Genomic DNA, 19,238 nt, shown 5'->3' on the forward strand with positions numbered 1-19,238 from the left:
GCGGTTTTGGTTTGGCGATGCCAGAGCCCTTGCGTATCATTGCGTAGCCCCACTTATTTTCCGGAGGGCCCATGAGCCTGCACGAACTCAATACCTTTCCCGGCGTGACCGCCCAACCCGATACCGCCACCCAGAAGTTCGTCTTCAACCACACCATGCTGCGGGTCAAGGACATCACCCAATCCCTGGATTTCTACACTCGCGTCCTGGGTTTTTCGCTGGTGGAAAAACGCGATTTCCCGGAAGCCGAGTTCAGCCTGTACTTCCTGGCGCTGGTCGATAAAAACCAGATCCCGGCCGATGCCGCAGTTCGCACCGAGTGGATGTCATCGATCCCCGGCATTCTCGAACTGACCCACAATCACGGCACCGAGAACGACGCGGATTTCACCTACCACAATGGCAATACCGACCCGCGCGGTTTCGGTCATATCTGCATTTCGGTGCCGGATATTCGCGCCGCGTGCGAACGCTTCGAGGCGCTGGGCTGCGACTTCCAGAAACGCCTGAACGACGGCCGCATGAAGAGCCTGGCCTTTATCAAGGACCCGGATGGTTACTGGGTCGAGATCATTCAGCCTGCACCACTGTAAAACTCACCACAAATCCCTGCGGGAGCGAGCCTGCTCGCGATGGCGGACTCACATTAAACATCTGAGTCGTCAGGCACGCCGCATTCGCGAGCAGGCTCGCTCCCACGTTGGGAATGCGTGAAGCACAAAAAACCCCATGATCGCTCATGGGGTTTTGTGTTCTCAGCGTCGGATCATGCCGGTGCCGAAGTGCGGATCAAGTGATCGAATGCGCTCAGGGAGGCCTTGGCGCCCTCGCCCACCGCAATCACGATCTGCTTGTATGGCACGGTGGTCACGTCACCCGCCGCGAACACGCCGGGCATCGACGTTTCACCACGGGCATCGACGATGATCTCGCCGCGCGGCGACAGCTCGATAGTGCCTTTGAGCCAATCGGTGTTAGGCAACAGACCGATCTGCACGAAGATCCCTTCCAGCTCGACCGTGCGCAACTCGTCCGACTGACGATCCTTGTAACGCAGGCCGTTGACCTTCTGGCCGTCGCCTGTCACTTCAGTGGTTTGCGCACTGGTGATCACCGTAACGTTCGGCAGGCTGTGCAACTTGCGCTGCAACACCGCGTCGGCGCGCAGTTGTACGTCGAACTCCAACAGGGTCACGTGGGACACGATCCCGGCCAGGTCGATGGCCGCTTCGACGCCGGAGTTACCGCCACCAATCACCGCCACACGCTTGCCTTTGAACAGCGGACCGTCACAGTGCGGGCAGTACGCCACGCCCTTGTTGCGGTATTGCTGCTCACCCGGAACGTTCATTTCACGCCACCGGGCACCGGTCGCCAAAATCACGGTCTTGGCTTTCAAGGAGGCGCCGCTGGCGAAATGGATTTCGTGCAGTTCGCCATTTTTGCCCGGCACCAGCTTGTCGGCGCGTTGCAGGTTCATGATGTCCACGTCGTACTGCTTGACGTGCTCTTCCAGCGCCACGGCCAGTTTCGGCCCTTCGGTTTCCTGCACGGAGATGAAGTTCTCGATGGCCATGGTGTCGAGCACCTGACCACCAAAACGTTCCGCCGCCACACCGGTGCGAATGCCTTTACGAGCAGCGTAGATCGCCGCCGAAGCACCGGCCGGGCCACCGCCGACGACCAGCACGTCAAAGGCTTCCTTGGCGCTGATTTTCTCGGCCTGACGCTCGATGCCGCTGGTGTCGATCTTGGCGAGGATTTCTTCCAGGCCCATGCGACCCTGACCGAAGTTCACACCGTTCAGGTAAACGCTTGGCACGGCCATGATCTGACGTTCGTCGACTTCAGCCTGGAACAGCGCGCCGTCGATGGCGACGTGACGGATGTTCGGATTCAGCACGGCCATCAGGTTCAACGCCTGGACCACGTCCGGGCAGTTCTGGCAGGACAGCGAGAAATAAGTCTCGAAGTTGAACTCACCTTTGAGCGAGCGGATCTGTTCGATCACTTCGATACTGGCCTTCGATGGATGGCCGCCGACTTGCAGCAGGGCCAGCACCAAGGACGTGAATTCGTGACCCATCGGGATGCCGGCGAAACGCAGGCTGATATCGGCACCCGGGCGGTTGATCGAGAACGATGGTTTACGCGCATCGTCGCCGTTGTCGAGCAAAGTAATCTGGGTGGAAAGACTGGCAACGTCTTTGAGTAACGCGAGCATTTCCTGGGATTTCGCACCGTCGTCGAGGGATGCGACGATCTCGATCGGCTGGGTGACCCGTTCCAGGTACGATTTCAACTGGGCTTTAAGATTGGCGTCCAACATACGGGCGATTTCCTATTCTTTTGATCAGACATAAAAAAACGCCCGAGCGAATCTCGCCCGGGCGTTTTTGAGGGCGGTGCAGCTTACTTAAGAGGTGCGGAGTTCCGCCCTGGTAAAGCGCGTCACAGACTTAGATCTTGCCGACCAGGTCCAGGGACGGAGCCAGAGTGGCCTCGCCTTCTTTCCACTTGGCTGGGCAAACCTGGCCTGGGTGAGCAGCAACGTACTGGGCAGCCTTGATTTTGCGCAGCAGCTCGGAAGCGTCGCGGCCTACACCGCCGTCGTTGAGTTCAACGATTTTGATCTGGCCTTCCGGGTTGATCACGAAGGTGCCACGGTCAGCCAGACCAGCTTCTTCGATCAGCACGTCGAAGTTGCGGGAGATGACATGAGTCGGGTCGCCGATCATGGTGTACTGGATTTTGCCGATGGCTGGCGAAGTGTTGTGCCAGGCAGCGTGGGCAAAGTGGGTATCGGTGGAAACGCTGTAGATTTCGACGCCCAGTTTTTGGAACTCGGCGTAGTTGTCAGCCAGGTCTTCCAGTTCGGTCGGGCAAACGAAGGTGAAGTCAGCCGGGTAGAAGAAAACGACAGACCACTTGCCTTTCAGGTCAGCGTCCGACACTTGTACGAAGTCGCCATTTTTGTAGGCGGTAGCTTTGAACGGTTTAACTTGGCTGTTGATGATAGGCATCGTTGACTCTCCGTCAGGGGTTAAGAAGTTGATGGAGTGAACTTTACCTACTCGACGGACGGATGGCTCATTGGCAAACATGATGCTACTGATTGGTTTTCACTATTAGCAGAGCGTATAAATAGAAGAAAATGTGATCTACGGCATCAACGGCTTTTCAGCGATGCGGGTCATCCCGAGAAACGGGCTGGCTTCAACATAGCGCATGGCGGACTTCATATCCTTCCAGCCCACGTAACTCATCAACGACTTCAAATCCCAACCGCTCTGATGGGCCCAAGTGGCAAAGCCACGACGCAAGGAGTGACTGGTGTAGTGTTCGGCCGCAATGCCGGCGCGCTCCAGTGCCTGACGCAACAACGGGATCACGCTATTGGCGTGCAAGCCCTCCTCGCTCAAATGGCCCCAGCGGTCGATAGCCCGGAACACGGGCCCGCGGACCAACGCTGCTTCAGTAATCCATTGGATATAGGCCTGCACCGGACACAAGCGCTGCAAGGCCGGCGTCTGGTATGTCTGGCCGAGGTTCTCGCGGTCGCTCTTGCTGCGTGGCAGGTAGAGGGTGATGCCCGAACCGGTGCTGGCCTGCACATGTTCAATCTGCACACGGCACAACTCATCGCTACGGAAACCGCGCCAAAAGCCCAGCAAGATCAGCGCCGTGTCGCGCCTGGCCCTCAATAAACCCGGTTGATCGCCCTGCGCCTTGGCGGTTTGCGCTTCCTGCTCCAGCCAGGCAACCACTTGCTCCAGATGCTGAAGCTGCAACGGCTCGGCCTGTTTTTCCTGGGCCGGGTGCAGTGCGCGAATACCCTTGAACACTTTGCGCACCACAGGCGCCTTGGTGGGGTCGGCAAATCCCTGGCTGTTGTGCCACTGCGCCAGCGCGGACAAGCGCAACTTCAAGGTATTGATCGACAGCACGCCCGCGTGAGCCACGAGATAGCGTGCCACGCTATCGCCGGTCGCCGGCAGGAACCCGCCCCAACTGACTTCGAAGTGTTCGATGGCCGCGCGATAGCTGCGACGGGTGTTGTCGCGAGTGGCGGCTTGCAGGTAGCGATCCAGCTCGGTCATGGCCTCAGTTCTCGAAAACGTACCGCGTGAGTGTTTGAAAACCCGCTGTCAGGTTTATCACGCGGGGTAATACCAGTATATCCCGCATGATGGATCACGATATTTTAAGTTTATTCGTTCCGTGGTACATTGCGCATATTAGTGGTACGTACCACAGTATCAAATCGTAGGAGAACACATGGCACGTGGCGGCGTAAACAAGGCACTGGTGCAGGCGGCACGCTCGGCGATCCTTGCCCGGGGCGAACACCCGAGCATCGACGCGGTACGGATCGAGATGGGCAATACCGGCTCAAAAACCACGATCCATCGCTATATGAAGGAGCTCGATGACGGTGCCGAACCCGCGCAAGCGCCTTCCGAGCCTATTGACGATGAGCTGGCAGGCCTGGTGTCGCGGCTGGCGCAACGCCTGAAAGAGCAGGCGCAAGAGCCCATCGACCAGGCGCGCGCACAGTTCGAGCAACAACGAAAAGAACTGGAAACCCAGCTGCACGAGGCTCGCGAGGCCAACACCCAATTGCAGCAGCAATACGAAATTCAAAGCCTGGCGCTGACCCAGGAATCGACGGAGTTGCAAGACACCCGCTCCATGCTGCAAACCGAGCAAACCCGCAACGCCAGCCTGAACCAGGCGTTGGCGGATTTCGAATTACGCTTGCAGGACAAGGACGAGCAGATCCGCTCGCTGGAAGAAAAGCATCTGCACGCCCGCGAAGCGCTGGAACACTATCGCAACGCCGTCAAAGATCAGCGCGAGCAGGAGCAGCGCCGCCACGAAGGTCAGGTACAGCAGATTCAGATGGAGTTGCGCCAAGCGCAGCAAAGCGCACTGGTTCGCCAGGATGAAATCACCCAGCTGCATCGCGATAACGAGCGCTTACTGACGGAAAACCGCGGAACGCTGCGGGAGTTGAGCCTGTCGCAAGAGCAACTCAAGCACACCAACAGCCGACAGGATCAGCTGCTGGAACAGGTCAACCGTATCGACAGTGAACGCACCCTCCTCCAGGAACGCTTGCGCATTGCCTTGCTGGAAAGCCAGTCACTCAAGCAGGACATCGACGAACAGTCGCACATCAACAAAGCGCTGGAAGTTGAACTGATCAAGTTGCAGGCGAGCCTGGATGAAAGCGTGCGCCTGGCCGCTGTCGTTGCGACAGGGCCAGACACATCAACGCCGCAAAAAGACGATTAACCCCCGACTGGCGTGCGCATGGTGACGAACTCTTCAGCGGCCGTCGGATGCACGCCGATGGTTTCGTCGAAGTCGCGCTTGGTCGCGCCCGCCTTCAGGGCAATCGCCAGCCCCTGAACGATCTCACCGGCATCCGGGCCGACCATGTGGCAACCCAAGACCTTGTCGGTCTTGGCGTCCACCACCAGCTTCATCAGGGTACGTTCCTGGCACTCGGTCAGGGTCAGCTTCATCGGCCGGAATCGGCTTTCGAAGATCACCACATCGTGTCCGGCTTCTCGCGCCTCCTCTTCAGTCAGGCCGACCGTGCCGATGTTCGGCAAGCTGAACACGGCGGTCGGGATCATCTTGTAATCCACCAGGCGATATTGCTCGGGCTTGAACAAGCGCCGGGCTACAGCCATGCCCTCCGCTAGCGCGACCGGCGTCAGCTGCACTCGACCGATCACATCGCCCAGGGCCAGGATCGATGGCTCTGCGGTTTGATACTGCTCATCGACCTCGACAAAACCTTTCTTGTCGAGTTTGACGCCGGTGTTTTCCAACCCCAGATTGTCGAGCATCGGACGCCGACCGGTGGCGTAGAACACACAATCTGCTTCCAGCTCGCGACCATCCTTGAGGGTGGCCTTCAGGCTGCCATCGGCTTGTTTGTCGATGCGCTCGATATCAGCATTGAATTGCAGGTCCATGCCGCGCTTGGTCAACTCTTCCTGCAAATGTTTGCGCACCGCACCGTCGAAGCCACGCAGGAACAGATCACCGCGATACAGCAGTGTGGTTTTGGCCCCCAGCCCGTGGAAAATCCCGGCAAACTCCACCGCAATGTAACCGCCACCGACCACCAGAACGCGCTTGGGCAGCTCTTTAAGGAAGAACGCCTGATTGGAACTGATCGCATGCTCGTGTCCCGGAATCTCCGGGATCTGCGGCCAGCCGCCGGTAGCAATCAGAATGTTTTTGGAGGTGTAGCGTTCGCCATCGATCTCGACGGTATGCGGATCGACGATTTTCGCGTGGCCTTCATGCAAGGTCACGCCGCTGTTAACCAGCAAATTGCGATAGATTCCGTTCAGGCGATTGATCTCGCGATCCTTGTTGGCGATCAGCGTCGCCCAGTCGAACTTCGCCTCACCCGGGGTCCAACCAAAACCTTGCGATTGCTCGAAGTCTTCGGCGAAGTGCGCGCCATAGACCAGCAATTTTTTCGGCACGCAGCCGACGTTTACACACGTACCGCCCAGGTAGCGGCTCTCGGCCACAGCGACTTTCGCGCCAAAACCGGCCGCAAACCGCGCAGCCCGAACACCGCCGGAACCGGCGCCAATCACATACAAGTCAAAATCGTAGGCCATTTATATCTCCTCGGCAGGTCACCAGCATACCTGCGGGTGTCCTTTGGGCAAGTATCGCAAACGACATGGGACCGGAAAATGAAAAAGCCACCCGAAGGTGGCTTTTCAGTACAAGCAGCTCAGGCGCTATCAGTAAGCCTTACCCGTCTTGTAGAAGTTCTCGAAGCAGAAGTTGGTTGCCTCGATGTAGCCTTCAGCGCCACCGCAGTCAAAACGCTTGCCTTTGAACTTGTAGGCAATCACGCAACCGTCTTTGGCTTGCTTCATCAGGGCGTCAGTAATCTGGATCTCGCCGCCTTTGCCTGGCTCGGTTTCTTCGATCAGCTTGAAGATATCCGGTGTCAGGATGTAACGGCCAATGATTGCCAGGTTCGACGGCGCATCTTCAGGGGCAGGCTTCTCAACCATGTTGCGTACGCGGTACAGGTCATCACCAATCAGGTCGCCGGCGATCACGCCGTACTTGTTGGTTTCTGATGGGTCAACTTCCTGAATCGCCACGATGGTGCAGCGGTACTGCTTGTACAGCTTGACCATCTGGGTCAGTACGCCGTCGCCTTCCAGGTTGACGCACAAGTCGTCCGCCAGCACCACGGCGAAGGGTTCGTCGCCGATCAGTGGACGACCGGTCAGGATCGCGTGGCCCAGGCCTTTCATTTCGGTCTGGCGAGTGTAGGAGAACGAGCACTCGTCGAGCAGTTTACGGATGCCGACCAGGTATTTTTCCTTGTCGGTGCCCTTGATCTGGTTTTCCAGCTCGTAGCTGATGTCGAAGTGGTCTTCCAGGGCGCGCTTGCCGCGACCGGTAACGATGGAGATTTCGGTCAACCCAGCGTCCAGTGCTTCTTCGACGCCGTACTGGATCAGTGGCTTGTTTACCACCGGCAGCATTTCTTTGGGCATGGCTTTAGTCGCTGGCAGGAAGCGAGTACCGTAACCGGCTGCTGGGAACAAGCATTTCTTGATCATATAAGTCCTTGAAAGGGCTGTGTGTACGAGTTTCGGCGCAGTCTAATCAGGCGGCGTGCACCTTACAATGCCCCGCACTGGCTAACCGATGCCATCATAGAGAAATATTCTGATGGATAGTTCCGCAGATAATCTGCATAACCTCTTATAGATAGCAGAGATCGGCAGATTTGCACGACCATCAGCCGAAACACAATCTGCCCCACCCTACGCCCTTCGGCACCCGTTGCGGGCATTTGGCGCTATCATTGCCCGATTGAACCAGCCAACGAGGCAGATAGATGTCGGTAGCAAAAAGTGTCAACGGGTTCCTGATCAATCAGGCGAAAGACGGCCAGTGGTGGGTAGACAGTGCAAGCGGCGAGAATATTGCCGGGCCTTTCCCGACCGAGGCGTTGGCGATTGAAGTAGCATCCGTATTGGAGCTCGAACACCCAGCCCCGAAGCGTCGCGGCAAGGACAAGTCTTGAGCTGAACCGGACATGACCCCAGCCCTGCCTTTGTGCAGGGCTTTTTTGTGATTGCCGCCAGCGAAGTGGCCATTAGCTATAATCTTTCGCGGCCGCCGCTGTCACAGCGTTTAGCCCCCATCACTTGACGACGACCACGACATGAATAGATTTTTGCCACTGATTGCGGTACTGGCCCTGAGCGGCTGCGCCACGTCCGAAACGACTTACCTGAAAAATGGCGAACAAGGCCTGAGCATCGACTGTTCCGGGGAGGCCAACGACTGGGCAAGCTGCTACGAAAAAGCCGATGCCTCTTGCGCCGGCACCGGCTATCGGATTGTCGGTACCGACGGCACACCGTCGACCAAGGAAAGCGACAAGACCCTGGGCGTCGACGTCGGCAATTACAAAAACCGCAGCGTGGTGGTGGTCTGCAAGTAGGGTTCCCAATACCGATAAATCAAGAAACTTGAGCTACGCAAATCCTGTGGGAGCGTGGCTTGCCCGCGAAGAACGATGACGCGTAATACCTGAAAAACCGCGGTACATTCTTCGCGCTCGTTCCCACAGGTTCCGTATCTTGACTTACCGGCATTAGGGCTTCCCCCTGCCCTATATATGGATTTCAGCGAACTTGATCCCGAGCCCGCGCACGGTCTCGATCAATTCGTCGAGGCGGCTAAAGGACTCGACTTCATCGTTGTCATCCACCAGGAAATAACTGCGCCCGGCGCTTTTCTTGAAAAACACGATCCATTCTCCCGGATTCGCCGGGTTCTGAATCACATGGGTGGCAGAGATATGACCCTCTGCATGGCGCTCCCGCACCTGTTCTCGCTTCATGCTCGACTCCAGAAATGACAATGCCGTCAAAGCGCGACTTTGACGGCATCGATGCTGACCGGGGGTAGTTTATCAGCCGGATATGCACGCGGTGGCGGCATTGCGCACATCCCATGGGCGCAAGGGCACGTTGGAGATGCGTTCATGCAGCTTGATGCTGCTGCCGCCGGAGCGGTCTTCGATGTCAAACACCGCTGCCGGCCCCGAGGAAAACTTCTGCGGCACGATAACCCGCACGCCGTCCTTCTGCGGCTCGACTTGCAGGGCTCCACGGCTATCGGCCAGTTTCTCCTCCAGGCACTTCGCGTACTCATGGGGCTTCTTGCCTGAAATCACGCTCATGGTAGGCAGCGACTCATTGATGTCCGAGACCGTCGCACATCCACCCACTGCCAATGCCAACGGCACGACCAGAACACCCCACTTCATACAAAACCTCCGATAAAGACCCTCCGACAGCACAACTGCTGTTTTTCTCCGAGGCTCATTGCTTTTATCGCTCATAGAATTCCGAATAACTGTTTTTAATTGTCAAAGCGAACCCCGACAGCCAGATAATAACCTGTTCGGGCTGATAAACTGCGCCAATCGCCCATGCTATCGTTTTGATTTTGTAGAAAAAGCCCTTCTGGAGGCGCCTCATGAAATTTATCCACCAGCGCGAGCACCTCAACGAAGACGACATCGTCGTCATCCAGTGCTCCCAAATGTGCAACATCCGCTTGATGAACGACGCCAACTTCCGCAGCTTCAAGAACGGCGGTCGTCATACTTACCACGGCGGCGCCTTCGACACCTTCCCAGCCCGGATCACCGCGCCGAGCACCGGTTTCTGGAACATCACCATCGACACGGTCAACCGCCGGCCGATCAGCGTGACCCGCAAACCGACCCTGACGCACTCGATCAAGATCATCCGCCGCTCCAGCTCGAAACTGAGCTGAGCCCACACGAATACAGGCAGAAATGACCGTGGCCCAAACGACCAAGTACGTCATCAAATATAAACTCAACGGCGAGCGCCGCTTCGAATTTGCCCAGCTTGAAAACGGCACGGTAGAAGAAGCCAAGGCAGCACTGGACGTCATTCATGGCCAGACAGAAGACGTCATCAGTGAAATCAGCGTAAGCAAAGCGCTGTAACACCCTGTGGAGCGACAACATGGACGTCTGCTCCCAGCCTTGAAATTCGACCGCAAGCACCGGAGTGCCCACTCCCGCAGCGCTCACTAAGCTGGCCGCCTCGACCTTTTGGTCAAGGAGTCAGAGCCCTTGTTTACTTACCCGATTCACGACGATGCCCTCGACTGGGCCATGCTCGAGCAACAACTCGACCAGGATGGCTGCGCGATCATCAGGTCGCTTTTAAGCCATGAAACCTGCGATGAAATCAGCGCCCTGTACGACCGGCCCGAGACCTTTCGATCGAAAGTGGTGATGGCTCGCCACGGTTTTGGCCGTGGCGAGTACAAATACTTCAAATACCCGCTGCCGGATCCGGTGGCCCGGTTGCGCCGTGCGCTCTACCCTCGACTGGTTCCAATCGCCAATCGCTGGTACGCATCCATGGACCTGCCGACCCGTTTTCCTGAGTCGCATGAAGCATTTCTGCAGCGCTGTCATGCCGCCGGTCAGGAACGCCCGACCCCCTTGTTGCTGCAATACGGCCCGCAGGACTACAACTGCTTGCATCAGGATCTGTACGGCGAACATGTCTTCCCGCTGCAAGTGGCGATTCTTCTGTCAGAACCAGGGGAGGATTTCACCGGCGGCGAGTTTGTGCTGACTGAACAACGTCCACGGATGCAGTCACGCCCGCAAGTCATCGGCCTGAAGAAAGGCGATGCGTTGATTTTTGCCGTGAACCTGCGCCCGGTAAAAGGCGTTCGCGGTTATTACCGAGTGACCATGCGTCACGGGGTGAGTCGCCTGCACAGTGGAAAACGGCATACCCTTGGAATCATCTTTCACGATGCGTTATGACCCCATGAGCCCAATCACCTTCGATCTGTTTGCCGACGCCGAACCCGAGCAGCAGACCCGGCGTGAGCAGATCGGCGAACAATCCTGCGTTCTGAGAGGCTTTGCCCTGCCCTGGCTCGACCGGTTGCTGCCGGCACTGGAGGCGGTTCTGACAGCGGCGCCCTTTCGGCAGATGATCACGCCCGGCGGTTTTACCATGTCGGTGGCCTTGAGCAGTTGCGGCACCTGGGGCTGGACAACCGACCGCAGCGGCTACCAGTACACCCGTAACGATCCGCAGACCGGCGCGCCCTGGCCTGAAATGCCCGAGGTGTTTTTCGAACTGGCCCAGGCAGCGGCGCGAGAGGCGGGATTTATGGATTTCGTACCGGATTCCTGCCTGATCAATCGCTATGTTCCAGGTGCCAGGATGTCATTGCATCAGGACAAAAACGAAGGTTCCTACGCGGCCCCCATCGTGTCGGTGTCTTTGGGGTTGCCGGCGACGTTCCTGTTCGGTGGCTTCGAACGCAGCGCCAAAAGCCAGCGAGTGCCGCTGTTGCACGGCGATATCGTGGTCTGGGGTGGCGTGGACCGTTTACGCTATCACGGCGTATTGCCGATCAAGGATGGCCAACATCCGCGACTGGGCGAACAACGGATCAACTTCACCTTTCGTACCGCAGGATGAAGCTTTCGAATTCGACCGCAAGACCCGGAGTGCGGTGCCTGCACCCGCTGTTTAATCTGCATGAAACGGGTCAACGGACATGAAGCCATGACAACTCAATCGACAACAATCGCCACCGAAAACGATCCTCGCTGGGCCGCCGTGGTCGCACGCGATCCCCGCGCCGACGGGCAGTTTGTGTATGCGGTGAAAACCACCGGCATCTACTGCCGCCCCAGCAGCCTGGCACGCTTGCCGAAACCGCAGAACGTCGAGTTCTTCGAGACGGCCGAGCAAGCCCAGGCGGCGGGTTATCGCCCCAGCAAACGGGCCGCGAAGGATCAAAGCGATGTCGCCGCACAACACGCCGTGACCGTGGCCGCCGCGTGCCGTCACATCGAATCCGCCGAAACGTTGCCGGCGCTGAATGAATTGGCGGACGCGGCCGGCCTGAGCAGTTTCCACTTCCATCGCGTGTTCAAGGCCATCACCGGCCTGACACCCAAGGGCTATGCCACCGCCCAGCGTTCGCGCAAGGTTCGCGAACGCCTGGCAGACGGCGGCACGGTCACTGACGCGCTGTATGACGCCGGCTTCAACTCCAACAGCCGTTTCTATGAGGCGGCGGATCAATTGCTGGGCATGAAACCCGGCGACTACCGCGCGGCCGGGCAGAACAACGACATTCGTTTTGCCGTCGGCCAGTGTTCCCTCGGGGCGATTCTGGTGGCACAAAGTGAGCGCGGCGTCTGTGCGATCCTGCTGGGGGACGACCCGCATCAATTAGTCTGTGATCTGCAGGACAAGTTTCGACGCGCCAACCTGATTGGTGCCGATCATGAGTTCGAGCAGTTGATCGCCAAGGTCGTCGGTTTTATCGAAGCCCCGGCGCTCGGCCTGGACTTGCCGCTGGACGTACGCGGCACGGCGTTTCAGGAGCGGGTGTGGCAAGCCTTGCAGGAGATTCCCGCTGGCAGCACCGCCAGTTATGCCGATATCGCTCAGCGCATCGGCGCACCGAAAGCCGTACGCGCCGTGGCCCAGGCCTGTGGCGCGAACAGCCTGGCGGTGGCGATCCCTTGCCATCGCGTGGTGCGCAGCGACGGCAACCTGTCGGGCTATCGCTGGGGCGTGGAGCGCAAGCGTCAGTTACTGGAACGTGAAAACGCGGCTGAGTCCTGAATGCCGATGTAGACCGCCACGGACTCCGGGCCGGTGTAGACCTCGAAGTCCGTGGCGAACTTGCGGCGAACCTGCGGGTTATCCTCGAAGTAAGCCCAGACCAGGCCCCATGTCTGAATGACGCTATCGGGCATCGGCCCTTTGGCGCTGAACACCAGGTAATCGCCGCCCTCAACCTGAACCAGCGCAAAGTCTTCGGAGGGCGCGGTGACGGCCGCACCCGCCGTCACATCGAACGGGCCCGAAGCATCGGACTCGTAGTTGGAATAGACGCCGTACATGAAGGAATCCGGCTGTTTGTGGGCGATCTTGTCGAAAATGTCCTCAACGAAAAATTGTTCCCACATCGGGCCGATACGCGCGGTATCGGGCTGCTGCTCGGCGGCATTGAGGGTTCGCACCTGCAAACCCGAGACGCTAAAGGGCAGCACTTCACGCAGTTTTACATCCATTGTCGATGTTTCCTTGTTTCTACAGTTTGTCTGTTTGATTGGCATTGAGATGATCAACGATTGACGTCGACCACCACCCGACCGCGCAACTGGCCGGCGAGCAAGCGCCGCGCAGCGTCGATGGCTTCGCTCAAGCCGATTTCGTGGCTGATCAGCGGCAGCAAGGCGAAATCCAGGTCCTTGGCCAGACGATTCCAGGCCAGTATCCGCTTGGCTTTGGGTTGGGTCACGCTGTTGATGCCGGCCAAGGTCACACCGCGCAAAATGAACGGCGCGACGGAGGCTGGAAAATCCATGCCCTGGGCCAAGCCACAGGCGGCGACGGTACCGTTGGCCCGGGTGCTGGCGCAAGCATTGGCCAGTGTGTGGCTGCCGACCGAGTCGATCACCGCTGCCCAACGCTCCTTGGCCAACGGTTTGCCCGGCTCGGACAGCGTGGCGCGATCGATGATTTCACTGGCGCCCAATTGCTTGAGGTAGTCGTGCTCCGAGGTGCGGCCGGTGGACGCCACCACGCGGTAGCCGAGTTTGCTCAGCAGTGCGATGGAGAAACTGCCTACGCCGCCATTGGCGCCCGTCACCAGCACTTCGCCCTGCTCGGGGTTCACGCCGTTGTGCTCCAGCGCCAGGATGCTCAGCATCGCCGTGTAACCGGCCGTGCCAATGGCCATCGCTTGCGCAGAGGTGAACGCTTTGGGCAGCGGGATCAGCCAATCGCCATTCAGGCGAGCTTTCTGCGCCAATCCGCCCCAGTGCCCTTCACCCACGCCCCAGCCATTGAGCAGGACTTGATCACCCACCTTGTAGTCCGGATGACTGCTGACTTCGACAGTGCCCGCCAGATCGATCCCCGGCACCATGGGGAATTTGCGCACCACCGGGCTGCTGCCGGTGATCGCCAGGCCATCCTTGAAGTTCAGCGTGCTGTACGCCACACGCACCGTCACATCGCCCTCGGGCAATTGATTGTCATTGATCTCTTGCAGTGTGGCCCGGTAACCGCTGTCGTCTTTGTCGATCAATATGCCTTTGAACATCACTGCCTCCCGATGGAATCGCTCAGTTGTCGTGCCGTTGAGATAACACATGGAAGCACATCACCGCACCCGACTTTAAGCCATTCCCCAAAACTCAACTGGCCTTGCGTCAGTCATTACTGATACAAATTCGCTTCTACCGTCCCTGCCCTGTTTCGACGTCGGAGAACACTGCAAATGAGCCTATGGCCAGATACCCGTATTCTTGACCTGCTCGGGATCGAGCTGCCGATCATCCAGGCCCCCCTGGCGGGCGCGACGACTTCGGCCATGGTGATTGCGGCGAGCAACGCTGGCGGCCTGGGCTCAATGCCCGCTGCGATGCTGAGCATCGAGCAGTTGCGCGAAGAGCTGAAAACGATTCGCCAACACACCCGGCGCCCGTTCAGCGTCAACTTCTTCTGCCATCAACCTCCGTCACCCGATGAGCAACGCGCCCAGGACTGGAAGAATCTGCTGGAACCCTACTACCGGGAATTGGGTGTCGATTTCGACGCGCCGACACCGGTGTCCAATCGTGCGCCATTCGACCATGCAGCCTGCGAAGTGATCGAAGAGTTTCGTCCCGAAGTGGTGAGTTTTCACTTCGGCCTGCCGGAAAAGTCCTTGCTGGCTCGGGTAAAAGCCACCGGGGCGAAAATTCTCTCCTCGGCCACTACGGTCGAAGAGGCCATCTGGCTGGAGCAGCATGGCTGCGATGCGATCATCGCCATGGGTTACGAGGCCGGTGGCCACCGGGGGATGTTCCTCAGTGATGAACTGAGCAGCCAGGTGGGGACTTTCGCGCTGGTGCCACAGATCGTCGACGCGGTGAAAGTGCCGGTGATTGCGGCGGGCGGGATTGGCGATGCGCGGGGCGTCGCGGCGGCTTTTCTGCTGGGCGCCTCGGCGGCCCAGGTGGGCACGGCTTACTTGTTCACCCCGGAGGCCAAGATCAGCGCTTCTCACCACAAGGCGTTGCGCACGGCCAAGGAAAGCGAGACGGCGGTCACCAACATTTTCACCGGGCGCCCGGCGCGGGGGATTCTCAATCGGGTGATGCGTGAACTGGGGCCGATGTGCGCCAAGGCACCGGCCTTCCCCTTGGCGGGCGGCGCGCTGATGCCCTTGCGGGCCAAGGCAGAAGAGGATTTCAGCAGCCTTTGGGCCGGGCAGGCGTTCACGCTGGGTGTTGAAATGACTTCGGCAGAGTTGACCCGGCGTTTGGCGGATGAGGCGTTGGCCAAACTGACTCACCGCTAAACCCTGAAGGGGCTAACCCTAATGCCGGCAAGTTAAGCGCAATCCATGTGGGAGCGAGCCTGCTCGCGAAGGCAGTGTGTCAGGTGACATCAATGTTGGCTTTGCTGCCGCCATCGCGAGCAGGCTCGCTCCCACAGGTTCCGCGCCTATACCGACCAGCATTAGGTCCAGCCCTCCTTGTACTCTGTATCTGGCAAGTTCCGTTTACAGGCAATTCGCTATATATTCCGCTATATAGCGTTTCGTCCCTCGTTGCACTCGCCTACCACGGAGCCGTTCCATGATCGTTCGTGCCTCACGTTTTGTCCCCGCGTGCCTGTTCAGCCTGTTCGCTTTCGGGTCCGCCCAGGCGGATGTAGTCCAGGTCGCCGTCGCCGCCAACTTCACCGCGCCAATCCAGGCCATCGCTGCCGACTTCGAAAAAGACACCGGGCATAAACTGGTGGCCGCTTATGGTGCAACCGGTCAGTTCTATACCCAGATCAAGAACGGTGCACCGTTCGAAGTGTTCCTCTCGGCGGACGACACCACCGCGCAAAAACTCGAGACCGAAGGCGACACTGTCAAGGGCTCGCGCTTCACCTACGCCATCGGCACCCTGGCGCTGTGGTCGGCCAAGGAAGGTTACGTCGACGCCAAGGGCAAGGTGCTGAGCGACAATCAATATAAGCACCTGTCCATCGCCAACCCGAAAGCAGCGCCTTATGGCCTGGCTGCCACTCAGGTACTGGCCAGGCAGGGCCTGACCGACAAGGTCAAAGACAAGATCGTGGAAGGCCAGAACATCACCCAGGCCTACCAGTTCGTCTCCACCGGCAACGCCGAACTTGGTTTTGTGGCCTTGTCGCAGATCTACAAAGACGGCAAAGTCACCAGCGGTTCGGCATGGATCGTTCCGGCCAACCTGCATGACCCGATCAAACAAGACGCGGTGATCCTCAACAAGGGCAAGGACAACCCGGCCGCCAAGGCACTGGTTGACTACCTCAAAGGTCCGAAAGCCGCTGCAGTCATCAAGTCCTACGGTTACCAACTCTAAATGACGCTATCGAGTGCCGATTATTCCGCCATCTGGCTGACCCTGAAACTGGCGTCCCTGACGACCGTCATCCTGTTGGTTATCGGCACTCCGATTGCGTTATGGCTGTCGCGCACCCATTCCTGGCTGCGCGGCCCGGTCGGGGCGATCGTCGCCCTGCCCCTGGTGCTGCCGCCCACGGTGATTGGCTTTTACTTGTTGCTGGCCCTCGGCCCGAACGGGTGGATCGGCCACTTCACCCAGTCGCTGGGGCTCGGCACCCTCACCTTCAGTTTTGCGGGGCTGGTGATCGGCTCGGTGCTGTACTCGATGCCGTTCGTGATCCAACCGCTGCAAAATGCATTTTCCGCCATCGGCACACGCCCACTGGAAGTGGCCGCGACCTTGCGCGCCAATCCCTGGGACACGTTCTTCAGCGTGATTCTGCCGCTGGCCCGCCCCGGGTTCATCACCGCGGCCATTCTCGGTTTCGCCCACACTGTCGGCGAGTTCGGCGTGGTGCTGATGATCGGCGGCAACATTCCCGACAAGACCCGCGTGGTTTCGGTGCAGATCTACGATCACGTCGAAGCCATGGAATACGCCCAGGCGCATTGGCTGGCCGGGGCGATGCTGGTGTTCTCCTTTGCGGTGTTGCTGGCGCTTTACTCCAGCCGTAAAACCAAAACGGTCTGGAGCTGATCAATGATTCAAACGCGCTTGAAACTGAGTTATTCGGGGTTCGCCCTGGATGTCGAGCTGCAACTGCCCGGCCGCGGAGTGACGGCGCTTTACGGTCATTCCGGCTCGGGCAAAACCACCTGCCTGCGCTGCATCGCCGGTCTGGAACAGGCCGAGCAGGGTTTTATTCAGGTCAACGATGAAGTCTGGCAGGACAGCGACAAGGGGATTTTCGTCCCGCCGCATAAACGCGCCCTGGGTTACGTTTTCCAGGAAGCCAGTCTGTTTCCCCATCTATCGGTGCGGGCCAACCTTGAGTTCGGCCTCAAGCGCATCCCTCGCCAACAGCGTCGGGTCGACATGGCCCACGCCACTGAGCTTCTGGGGATTGGCCATTTGCTCGACCGTGATCCGCAGCACCTTTCGGGCGGTGAACGCCAACGGGTCGGCATCGCTCGCGCGCTGCTCACCAGCCCGAAGCTGTTGCTGATGGACGAGCCGCTGGCGGCACTCGATACCCAGCGTAAAAACGAAATCCTGCCTTACCTGCAACGGCTGCACGATGAGCTGGACATCCCCGTGCTGTACGTCAGCCATTCTCAGGATGAAGTCGCGCGGCTCGCCGACCACCTCGTCCTGCTCAGCGACGGCAAGGCCCTGGCCAGCGGTCCCATCGGCGAAACCCTGGCCCGGCTCGATCTGCCGCTGGCCCTGGGCGACGACGCCGGCGTGGTGATCGAAGGACACGTCAGCGCTTATGACGCCGACTACCAGTTGTTGACCTTGCAACTGCCCAACACGGACCTGAGCATTCGGGTCGCCCATTCGCCGATGGCTGAGGGTCAGGCACTGCGCTGCAAGGTCCAGGCGCGGGATGTCAGCCTGAGCCTGCAAGGCGTCGAGCAAAGCAGCATCCTCAATCGCCTGCCGGTCACGGTGATCAGTGAAATCGGCGCCGACAACGCCGCCCACGTACTGATCCGCCTGAACGCGGCTGGCACACCGCTGCTGGCGCGGATTACCCGTTACTCCCGGGACCAATTGGGCGTGCACCCCGGCCAGCCACTCTGGGCGCAGATCAAAGCGGTGGCGGTGTTGGCCTGACCCCGTCGCCGAGACGTATTCAAAGGCGTACTGAACCGACGAACTGCCCCGCCAGTTTTTTGCATGATCGCAACGGGCTTCTATGCTTGATCTGAACACGAATAGCTTCGGTGACGCCATGGAAGACATTTTCGTTGTGAAACGCTGCAACAAGATCATCGTTCATGGCCGCCGGGCCGGAGAAGCCGATAACCCGCCATCCGACACCGTCGTCTGGTATCGCATCGTCGATACCCGCACTCGTGGTTTCATCGGTGACGGCTTCGATCTTGAAGAGGACGCCGAACGCGAATGTCGCAGGCTTAACGCGGTCAGTTCGCAGGCGTCGCACGGGTTGGCCTGAAGCCGGCCCCTTCCATTTTTCGGGTCTATACTTGAAGGAGCTGAAGGACCAGCGACCCATCGGCAGAAAGCTCGCTCCCCCGCGGGCTTTTTGTTGCCCTTTAGCCGATTTCTTTGAACGGAGGTGTTTGTCATGTCCGAGAAAGAATCCATCGCCACTCTGCTCACCCTGCTTGACTCCCGTCAGGCGCGCCTTGCCGCCGCGTGCAAGGAGATCGCCGACTGGGTCGATAATCAAGGGGGGCACCCGACAGCCCTCAGGATTCGCGATCGTCTGAACGACATCGAGAAAGACACGCCGCAGATTCGCAGCGCGCTGTCTGCGCTCAAACCTGTCGAGCCGCCGCTGCCTCGGTTCAGATGAGTCGACCCAGGTACTCAAACCAGTGGCAGAGCCCGATTCAGGACACCTGAACGGTGACATCGTCGTCACCAGGCATATGCCTGCCTGCTCGCCATGTGCTACCCGGTTTGCCTAATGCCAGTCAGTCAAGCTGCTGAACCTGTGGGAGATTCTATGGTTGAGGGGAAGCCCTCAACCGGCTTTTGGTTGGTATTCGCTCTGCCCTTTCAGCAGAGCGAATACGATCCGAGCAAGCTTGCGAGCCAGTATCACCAGCGCCTGAGTGGT

General features: G+C 59.0%; 24 protein-coding genes. 15 read left to right on the forward strand and 9 right to left on the reverse strand.

The window, feature by feature from the left end:
• The first annotated feature begins 71 nt into the window (after positions 1-71).
• Complete coding sequence (gene gloA, locus AACY49_RS18720) at positions 72-593, forward strand: lactoylglutathione lyase (protein WP_258700493.1); 522 nt, start codon at positions 72-74, stop codon at positions 591-593.
• Positions 594-766: 173 nt separating this feature from the next.
• Here gloA and ahpF read toward each other — a convergent pair whose 3' ends face one another.
• The 3 genes from ahpF to AACY49_RS18735 all read right to left on the reverse strand — a co-directional run bounded on the left by ahpF (position 767) and on the right by AACY49_RS18735 (position 4,100).
• Complete coding sequence (gene ahpF, locus AACY49_RS18725) at positions 767-2,329, reverse strand: alkyl hydroperoxide reductase subunit F (protein ID WP_258700492.1); 1,563 nt, start codon at positions 2,327-2,329, stop codon at positions 767-769.
• 130 nt (positions 2,330-2,459) lie between these two features.
• Positions 2,460-3,023, reverse strand: a complete 564-nt coding sequence (gene ahpC, locus AACY49_RS18730; protein WP_095079203.1) for an alkyl hydroperoxide reductase subunit C — start codon at positions 3,021-3,023, stop codon at positions 2,460-2,462.
• A 138-nt stretch (positions 3,024-3,161) separates the two neighbouring features.
• The gene (locus tag AACY49_RS18735) at positions 3,162-4,100 is read right to left on the reverse strand and encodes a site-specific integrase (RefSeq protein ID WP_320394424.1); all 939 of its coding nucleotides are present in this window, start codon (positions 4,098-4,100) and stop codon (positions 3,162-3,164) included.
• A 178-nt stretch (positions 4,101-4,278) separates the two neighbouring features.
• Here AACY49_RS18735 and AACY49_RS18740 point away from each other — a divergent pair, with 178 nt between their 5' ends.
• Entirely contained in the window at positions 4,279-5,298 is a 1,020-nt protein-coding gene (locus tag AACY49_RS18740; RefSeq protein ID WP_339525643.1) for a DNA-binding protein, read from the forward strand.
• Here the strand turns inward: AACY49_RS18740 and gorA are convergent.
• Positions 5,295-6,653: a glutathione-disulfide reductase gene (gene gorA, locus AACY49_RS18745; RefSeq protein WP_339525645.1), complete on the reverse strand. Its 1,359-nt coding sequence runs from the start codon at positions 6,651-6,653 to the stop codon at positions 5,295-5,297. The genes AACY49_RS18740 and gorA overlap by 4 nt on opposite strands.
• Positions 6,654-6,782: 129 nt before the next feature.
• The gene (gene galU, locus AACY49_RS18750; RefSeq protein WP_258700488.1) at positions 6,783-7,622 is read right to left on the reverse strand and encodes a UTP--glucose-1-phosphate uridylyltransferase GalU; all 840 of its coding nucleotides are present in this window, start codon (positions 7,620-7,622) and stop codon (positions 6,783-6,785) included.
• A gap of 281 nt (positions 7,623-7,903) precedes the next feature.
• Between galU and AACY49_RS18755 the strand changes: the two genes are divergently transcribed.
• Both AACY49_RS18755 and AACY49_RS18760 read left to right on the forward strand, forming a co-directional pair.
• Positions 7,904-8,092, forward strand: a complete 189-nt coding sequence (locus tag AACY49_RS18755) for a hypothetical protein (RefSeq protein ID WP_033055162.1) — start codon at positions 7,904-7,906, stop codon at positions 8,090-8,092.
• 141 nt (positions 8,093-8,233) lie between these two features.
• Entirely contained in the window at positions 8,234-8,515 is a 282-nt protein-coding gene (locus tag AACY49_RS18760) for a hypothetical protein (RefSeq protein ID WP_320394421.1), read from the forward strand.
• Between the two features lie 171 nt (positions 8,516-8,686).
• Here AACY49_RS18760 and AACY49_RS18765 read toward each other — a convergent pair whose 3' ends face one another.
• Both AACY49_RS18765 and AACY49_RS18770 read right to left on the reverse strand, forming a co-directional pair.
• Complete coding sequence (locus tag AACY49_RS18765; protein WP_258700486.1) at positions 8,687-8,917, reverse strand: hypothetical protein; 231 nt, start codon at positions 8,915-8,917, stop codon at positions 8,687-8,689.
• A 72-nt stretch (positions 8,918-8,989) separates the two neighbouring features.
• Positions 8,990-9,346, reverse strand: a complete 357-nt coding sequence (locus AACY49_RS18770; protein ID WP_258700485.1) for a hypothetical protein — start codon at positions 9,344-9,346, stop codon at positions 8,990-8,992.
• 212 nt (positions 9,347-9,558) lie between these two features.
• Here AACY49_RS18770 and AACY49_RS18775 point away from each other — a divergent pair, with 212 nt between their 5' ends.
• The 5 genes from AACY49_RS18775 to ada all read left to right on the forward strand — a co-directional run bounded on the left by AACY49_RS18775 (position 9,559) and on the right by ada (position 12,731).
• On the forward strand, positions 9,559-9,861 hold the full coding sequence (locus AACY49_RS18775; RefSeq protein ID WP_007900033.1) for a DUF1883 domain-containing protein: 303 nt from the start codon (positions 9,559-9,561) through the stop codon (positions 9,859-9,861).
• Positions 9,862-9,883: 22 nt separating this feature from the next.
• Positions 9,884-10,060: a hypothetical protein gene (locus tag AACY49_RS18780; RefSeq protein WP_258700484.1), complete on the forward strand. Its 177-nt coding sequence runs from the start codon at positions 9,884-9,886 to the stop codon at positions 10,058-10,060.
• A gap of 171 nt (positions 10,061-10,231) precedes the next feature.
• A complete protein-coding gene (locus tag AACY49_RS18785) occupies positions 10,232-10,900 on the forward strand; it encodes a 2OG-Fe(II) oxygenase (RefSeq protein WP_413817538.1) in 669 nt (222 codons plus the stop codon).
• A complete protein-coding gene (alkB, locus tag AACY49_RS18790) occupies positions 10,890-11,570 on the forward strand; it encodes a DNA oxidative demethylase AlkB (protein WP_339525654.1) in 681 nt (226 codons plus the stop codon). Before AACY49_RS18785 ends, alkB begins: the two co-directional genes overlap by 11 nt.
• An 87-nt stretch (positions 11,571-11,657) precedes the next feature.
• Positions 11,658-12,731 carry a bifunctional DNA-binding transcriptional regulator/O6-methylguanine-DNA methyltransferase Ada gene (ada, locus tag AACY49_RS18795; protein ID WP_339525656.1) on the forward strand — a complete coding sequence of 358 codons (1,074 nt, stop codon included), beginning with the start codon at positions 11,658-11,660 and terminating at the stop codon, positions 12,729-12,731.
• Here the strand turns inward: ada and AACY49_RS18800 are convergent.
• Together AACY49_RS18800 and acuI are read right to left on the reverse strand one after the other, a co-directional pair.
• A complete protein-coding gene (locus AACY49_RS18800) occupies positions 12,695-13,183 on the reverse strand; it encodes a GyrI-like domain-containing protein (protein ID WP_339525658.1) in 489 nt (162 codons plus the stop codon). The genes ada and AACY49_RS18800 overlap by 37 nt on opposite strands.
• Positions 13,184-13,236: 53 nt before the next feature.
• On the reverse strand, positions 13,237-14,220 hold the full coding sequence (gene acuI, locus AACY49_RS18805; RefSeq protein WP_339525660.1) for an acrylyl-CoA reductase (NADPH): 984 nt from the start codon (positions 14,218-14,220) through the stop codon (positions 13,237-13,239).
• A 177-nt stretch (positions 14,221-14,397) separates the two neighbouring features.
• Between acuI and AACY49_RS18810 the strand changes: the two genes are divergently transcribed.
• From AACY49_RS18810 to AACY49_RS18835, 6 genes are all read left to right on the forward strand, one after another.
• Positions 14,398-15,462 carry an NAD(P)H-dependent flavin oxidoreductase gene (locus AACY49_RS18810; RefSeq protein WP_339525662.1) on the forward strand — a complete coding sequence of 355 codons (1,065 nt, stop codon included), beginning with the start codon at positions 14,398-14,400 and terminating at the stop codon, positions 15,460-15,462.
• Positions 15,463-15,742: 280 nt separating this feature from the next.
• Positions 15,743-16,501, forward strand: coding sequence for a molybdate ABC transporter substrate-binding protein (gene modA / locus AACY49_RS18815; protein ID WP_339525664.1), 759 nt, complete (start codon positions 15,743-15,745; stop codon positions 16,499-16,501).
• Entirely contained in the window at positions 16,502-17,182 is a 681-nt protein-coding gene (gene modB, locus AACY49_RS18820) for a molybdate ABC transporter permease subunit (RefSeq protein ID WP_339525666.1), read from the forward strand.
• 3 nt (positions 17,183-17,185) lie between these two features.
• Positions 17,186-18,265 carry a molybdenum ABC transporter ATP-binding protein gene (modC, locus tag AACY49_RS18825; protein ID WP_339525668.1) on the forward strand — a complete coding sequence of 360 codons (1,080 nt, stop codon included), beginning with the start codon at positions 17,186-17,188 and terminating at the stop codon, positions 18,263-18,265.
• Between the two features lie 82 nt (positions 18,266-18,347).
• Positions 18,348-18,608 carry a hypothetical protein gene (locus tag AACY49_RS18830; protein ID WP_258700475.1) on the forward strand — a complete coding sequence of 87 codons (261 nt, stop codon included), beginning with the start codon at positions 18,348-18,350 and terminating at the stop codon, positions 18,606-18,608.
• A 132-nt stretch (positions 18,609-18,740) separates the two neighbouring features.
• Positions 18,741-18,971 (forward strand): hypothetical protein, encoded by a 231-nt coding sequence (locus AACY49_RS18835; RefSeq protein ID WP_258700474.1) that lies wholly within the window; start codon positions 18,741-18,743, stop codon positions 18,969-18,971.
• Positions 18,972-19,238 lie beyond the last annotated feature (267 nt).

The organism is Pseudomonas sp. EL_65y_Pfl2_R96, assembly GCF_963970905.1.
GTDB lineage: Bacteria > Pseudomonadota > Gammaproteobacteria > Pseudomonadales > Pseudomonadaceae > Aquipseudomonas.

What these genes read in the sequence shown, in the direction of transcription:
- AACY49_RS18770 (WP_258700485.1), bottom strand. Translation starts at nt 9,346, where the DNA reads ATGAAGTGGGGTGTTCTGGTCGTGCCGTTGGCATTGGCAGTGGGTGGA.
- modA (WP_339525664.1), top strand. Translation starts at nt 15,743, where the DNA reads ATGATCGTTCGTGCCTCACGTTTTGTCCCCGCGTGCCTGTTCAGCCTG.
- AACY49_RS18775 (WP_007900033.1), top strand. Translation starts at nt 9,559, where the DNA reads ATGAAATTTATCCACCAGCGCGAGCACCTCAACGAAGACGACATCGTC.
- AACY49_RS18830 (WP_258700475.1), top strand. Translation starts at nt 18,348, where the DNA reads ATGCTTGATCTGAACACGAATAGCTTCGGTGACGCCATGGAAGACATT.
- AACY49_RS18835 (WP_258700474.1), top strand. Translation starts at nt 18,741, where the DNA reads ATGTCCGAGAAAGAATCCATCGCCACTCTGCTCACCCTGCTTGACTCC.
- modC (WP_339525668.1), top strand. Translation starts at nt 17,186, where the DNA reads ATGATTCAAACGCGCTTGAAACTGAGTTATTCGGGGTTCGCCCTGGAT.
- modB (WP_339525666.1), top strand. Translation starts at nt 16,502, where the DNA reads ATGACGCTATCGAGTGCCGATTATTCCGCCATCTGGCTGACCCTGAAA.
- AACY49_RS18785 (WP_413817538.1), top strand. Translation starts at nt 10,232, where the DNA reads ATGCTCGAGCAACAACTCGACCAGGATGGCTGCGCGATCATCAGGTCG.
- gloA (WP_258700493.1), top strand. Translation starts at nt 72, where the DNA reads ATGAGCCTGCACGAACTCAATACCTTTCCCGGCGTGACCGCCCAACCC.
- AACY49_RS18760 (WP_320394421.1), top strand. Translation starts at nt 8,234, where the DNA reads ATGAATAGATTTTTGCCACTGATTGCGGTACTGGCCCTGAGCGGCTGC.
- acuI (WP_339525660.1), bottom strand. Translation starts at nt 14,220, where the DNA reads ATGTTCAAAGGCATATTGATCGACAAAGACGACAGCGGTTACCGGGCC.
- alkB (WP_339525654.1), top strand. Translation starts at nt 10,890, where the DNA reads ATGCGTTATGACCCCATGAGCCCAATCACCTTCGATCTGTTTGCCGAC.
- ahpF (WP_258700492.1), bottom strand. Translation starts at nt 2,329, where the DNA reads ATGTTGGACGCCAATCTTAAAGCCCAGTTGAAATCGTACCTGGAACGG.
- AACY49_RS18800 (WP_339525658.1), bottom strand. Translation starts at nt 13,183, where the DNA reads ATGGATGTAAAACTGCGTGAAGTGCTGCCCTTTAGCGTCTCGGGTTTG.
- AACY49_RS18735 (WP_320394424.1), bottom strand. Translation starts at nt 4,100, where the DNA reads ATGACCGAGCTGGATCGCTACCTGCAAGCCGCCACTCGCGACAACACC.
- AACY49_RS18780 (WP_258700484.1), top strand. Translation starts at nt 9,884, where the DNA reads ATGACCGTGGCCCAAACGACCAAGTACGTCATCAAATATAAACTCAAC.
- AACY49_RS18740 (WP_339525643.1), top strand. Translation starts at nt 4,279, where the DNA reads ATGGCACGTGGCGGCGTAAACAAGGCACTGGTGCAGGCGGCACGCTCG.
- galU (WP_258700488.1), bottom strand. Translation starts at nt 7,622, where the DNA reads ATGATCAAGAAATGCTTGTTCCCAGCAGCCGGTTACGGTACTCGCTTC.
- gorA (WP_339525645.1), bottom strand. Translation starts at nt 6,653, where the DNA reads ATGGCCTACGATTTTGACTTGTATGTGATTGGCGCCGGTTCCGGCGGT.
- ahpC (WP_095079203.1), bottom strand. Translation starts at nt 3,023, where the DNA reads ATGCCTATCATCAACAGCCAAGTTAAACCGTTCAAAGCTACCGCCTAC.
- AACY49_RS18810 (WP_339525662.1), top strand. Translation starts at nt 14,398, where the DNA reads ATGAGCCTATGGCCAGATACCCGTATTCTTGACCTGCTCGGGATCGAG.
- AACY49_RS18755 (WP_033055162.1), top strand. Translation starts at nt 7,904, where the DNA reads ATGTCGGTAGCAAAAAGTGTCAACGGGTTCCTGATCAATCAGGCGAAA.
- AACY49_RS18765 (WP_258700486.1), bottom strand. Translation starts at nt 8,917, where the DNA reads ATGAAGCGAGAACAGGTGCGGGAGCGCCATGCAGAGGGTCATATCTCT.
- ada (WP_339525656.1), top strand. Translation starts at nt 11,658, where the DNA reads ATGACAACTCAATCGACAACAATCGCCACCGAAAACGATCCTCGCTGG.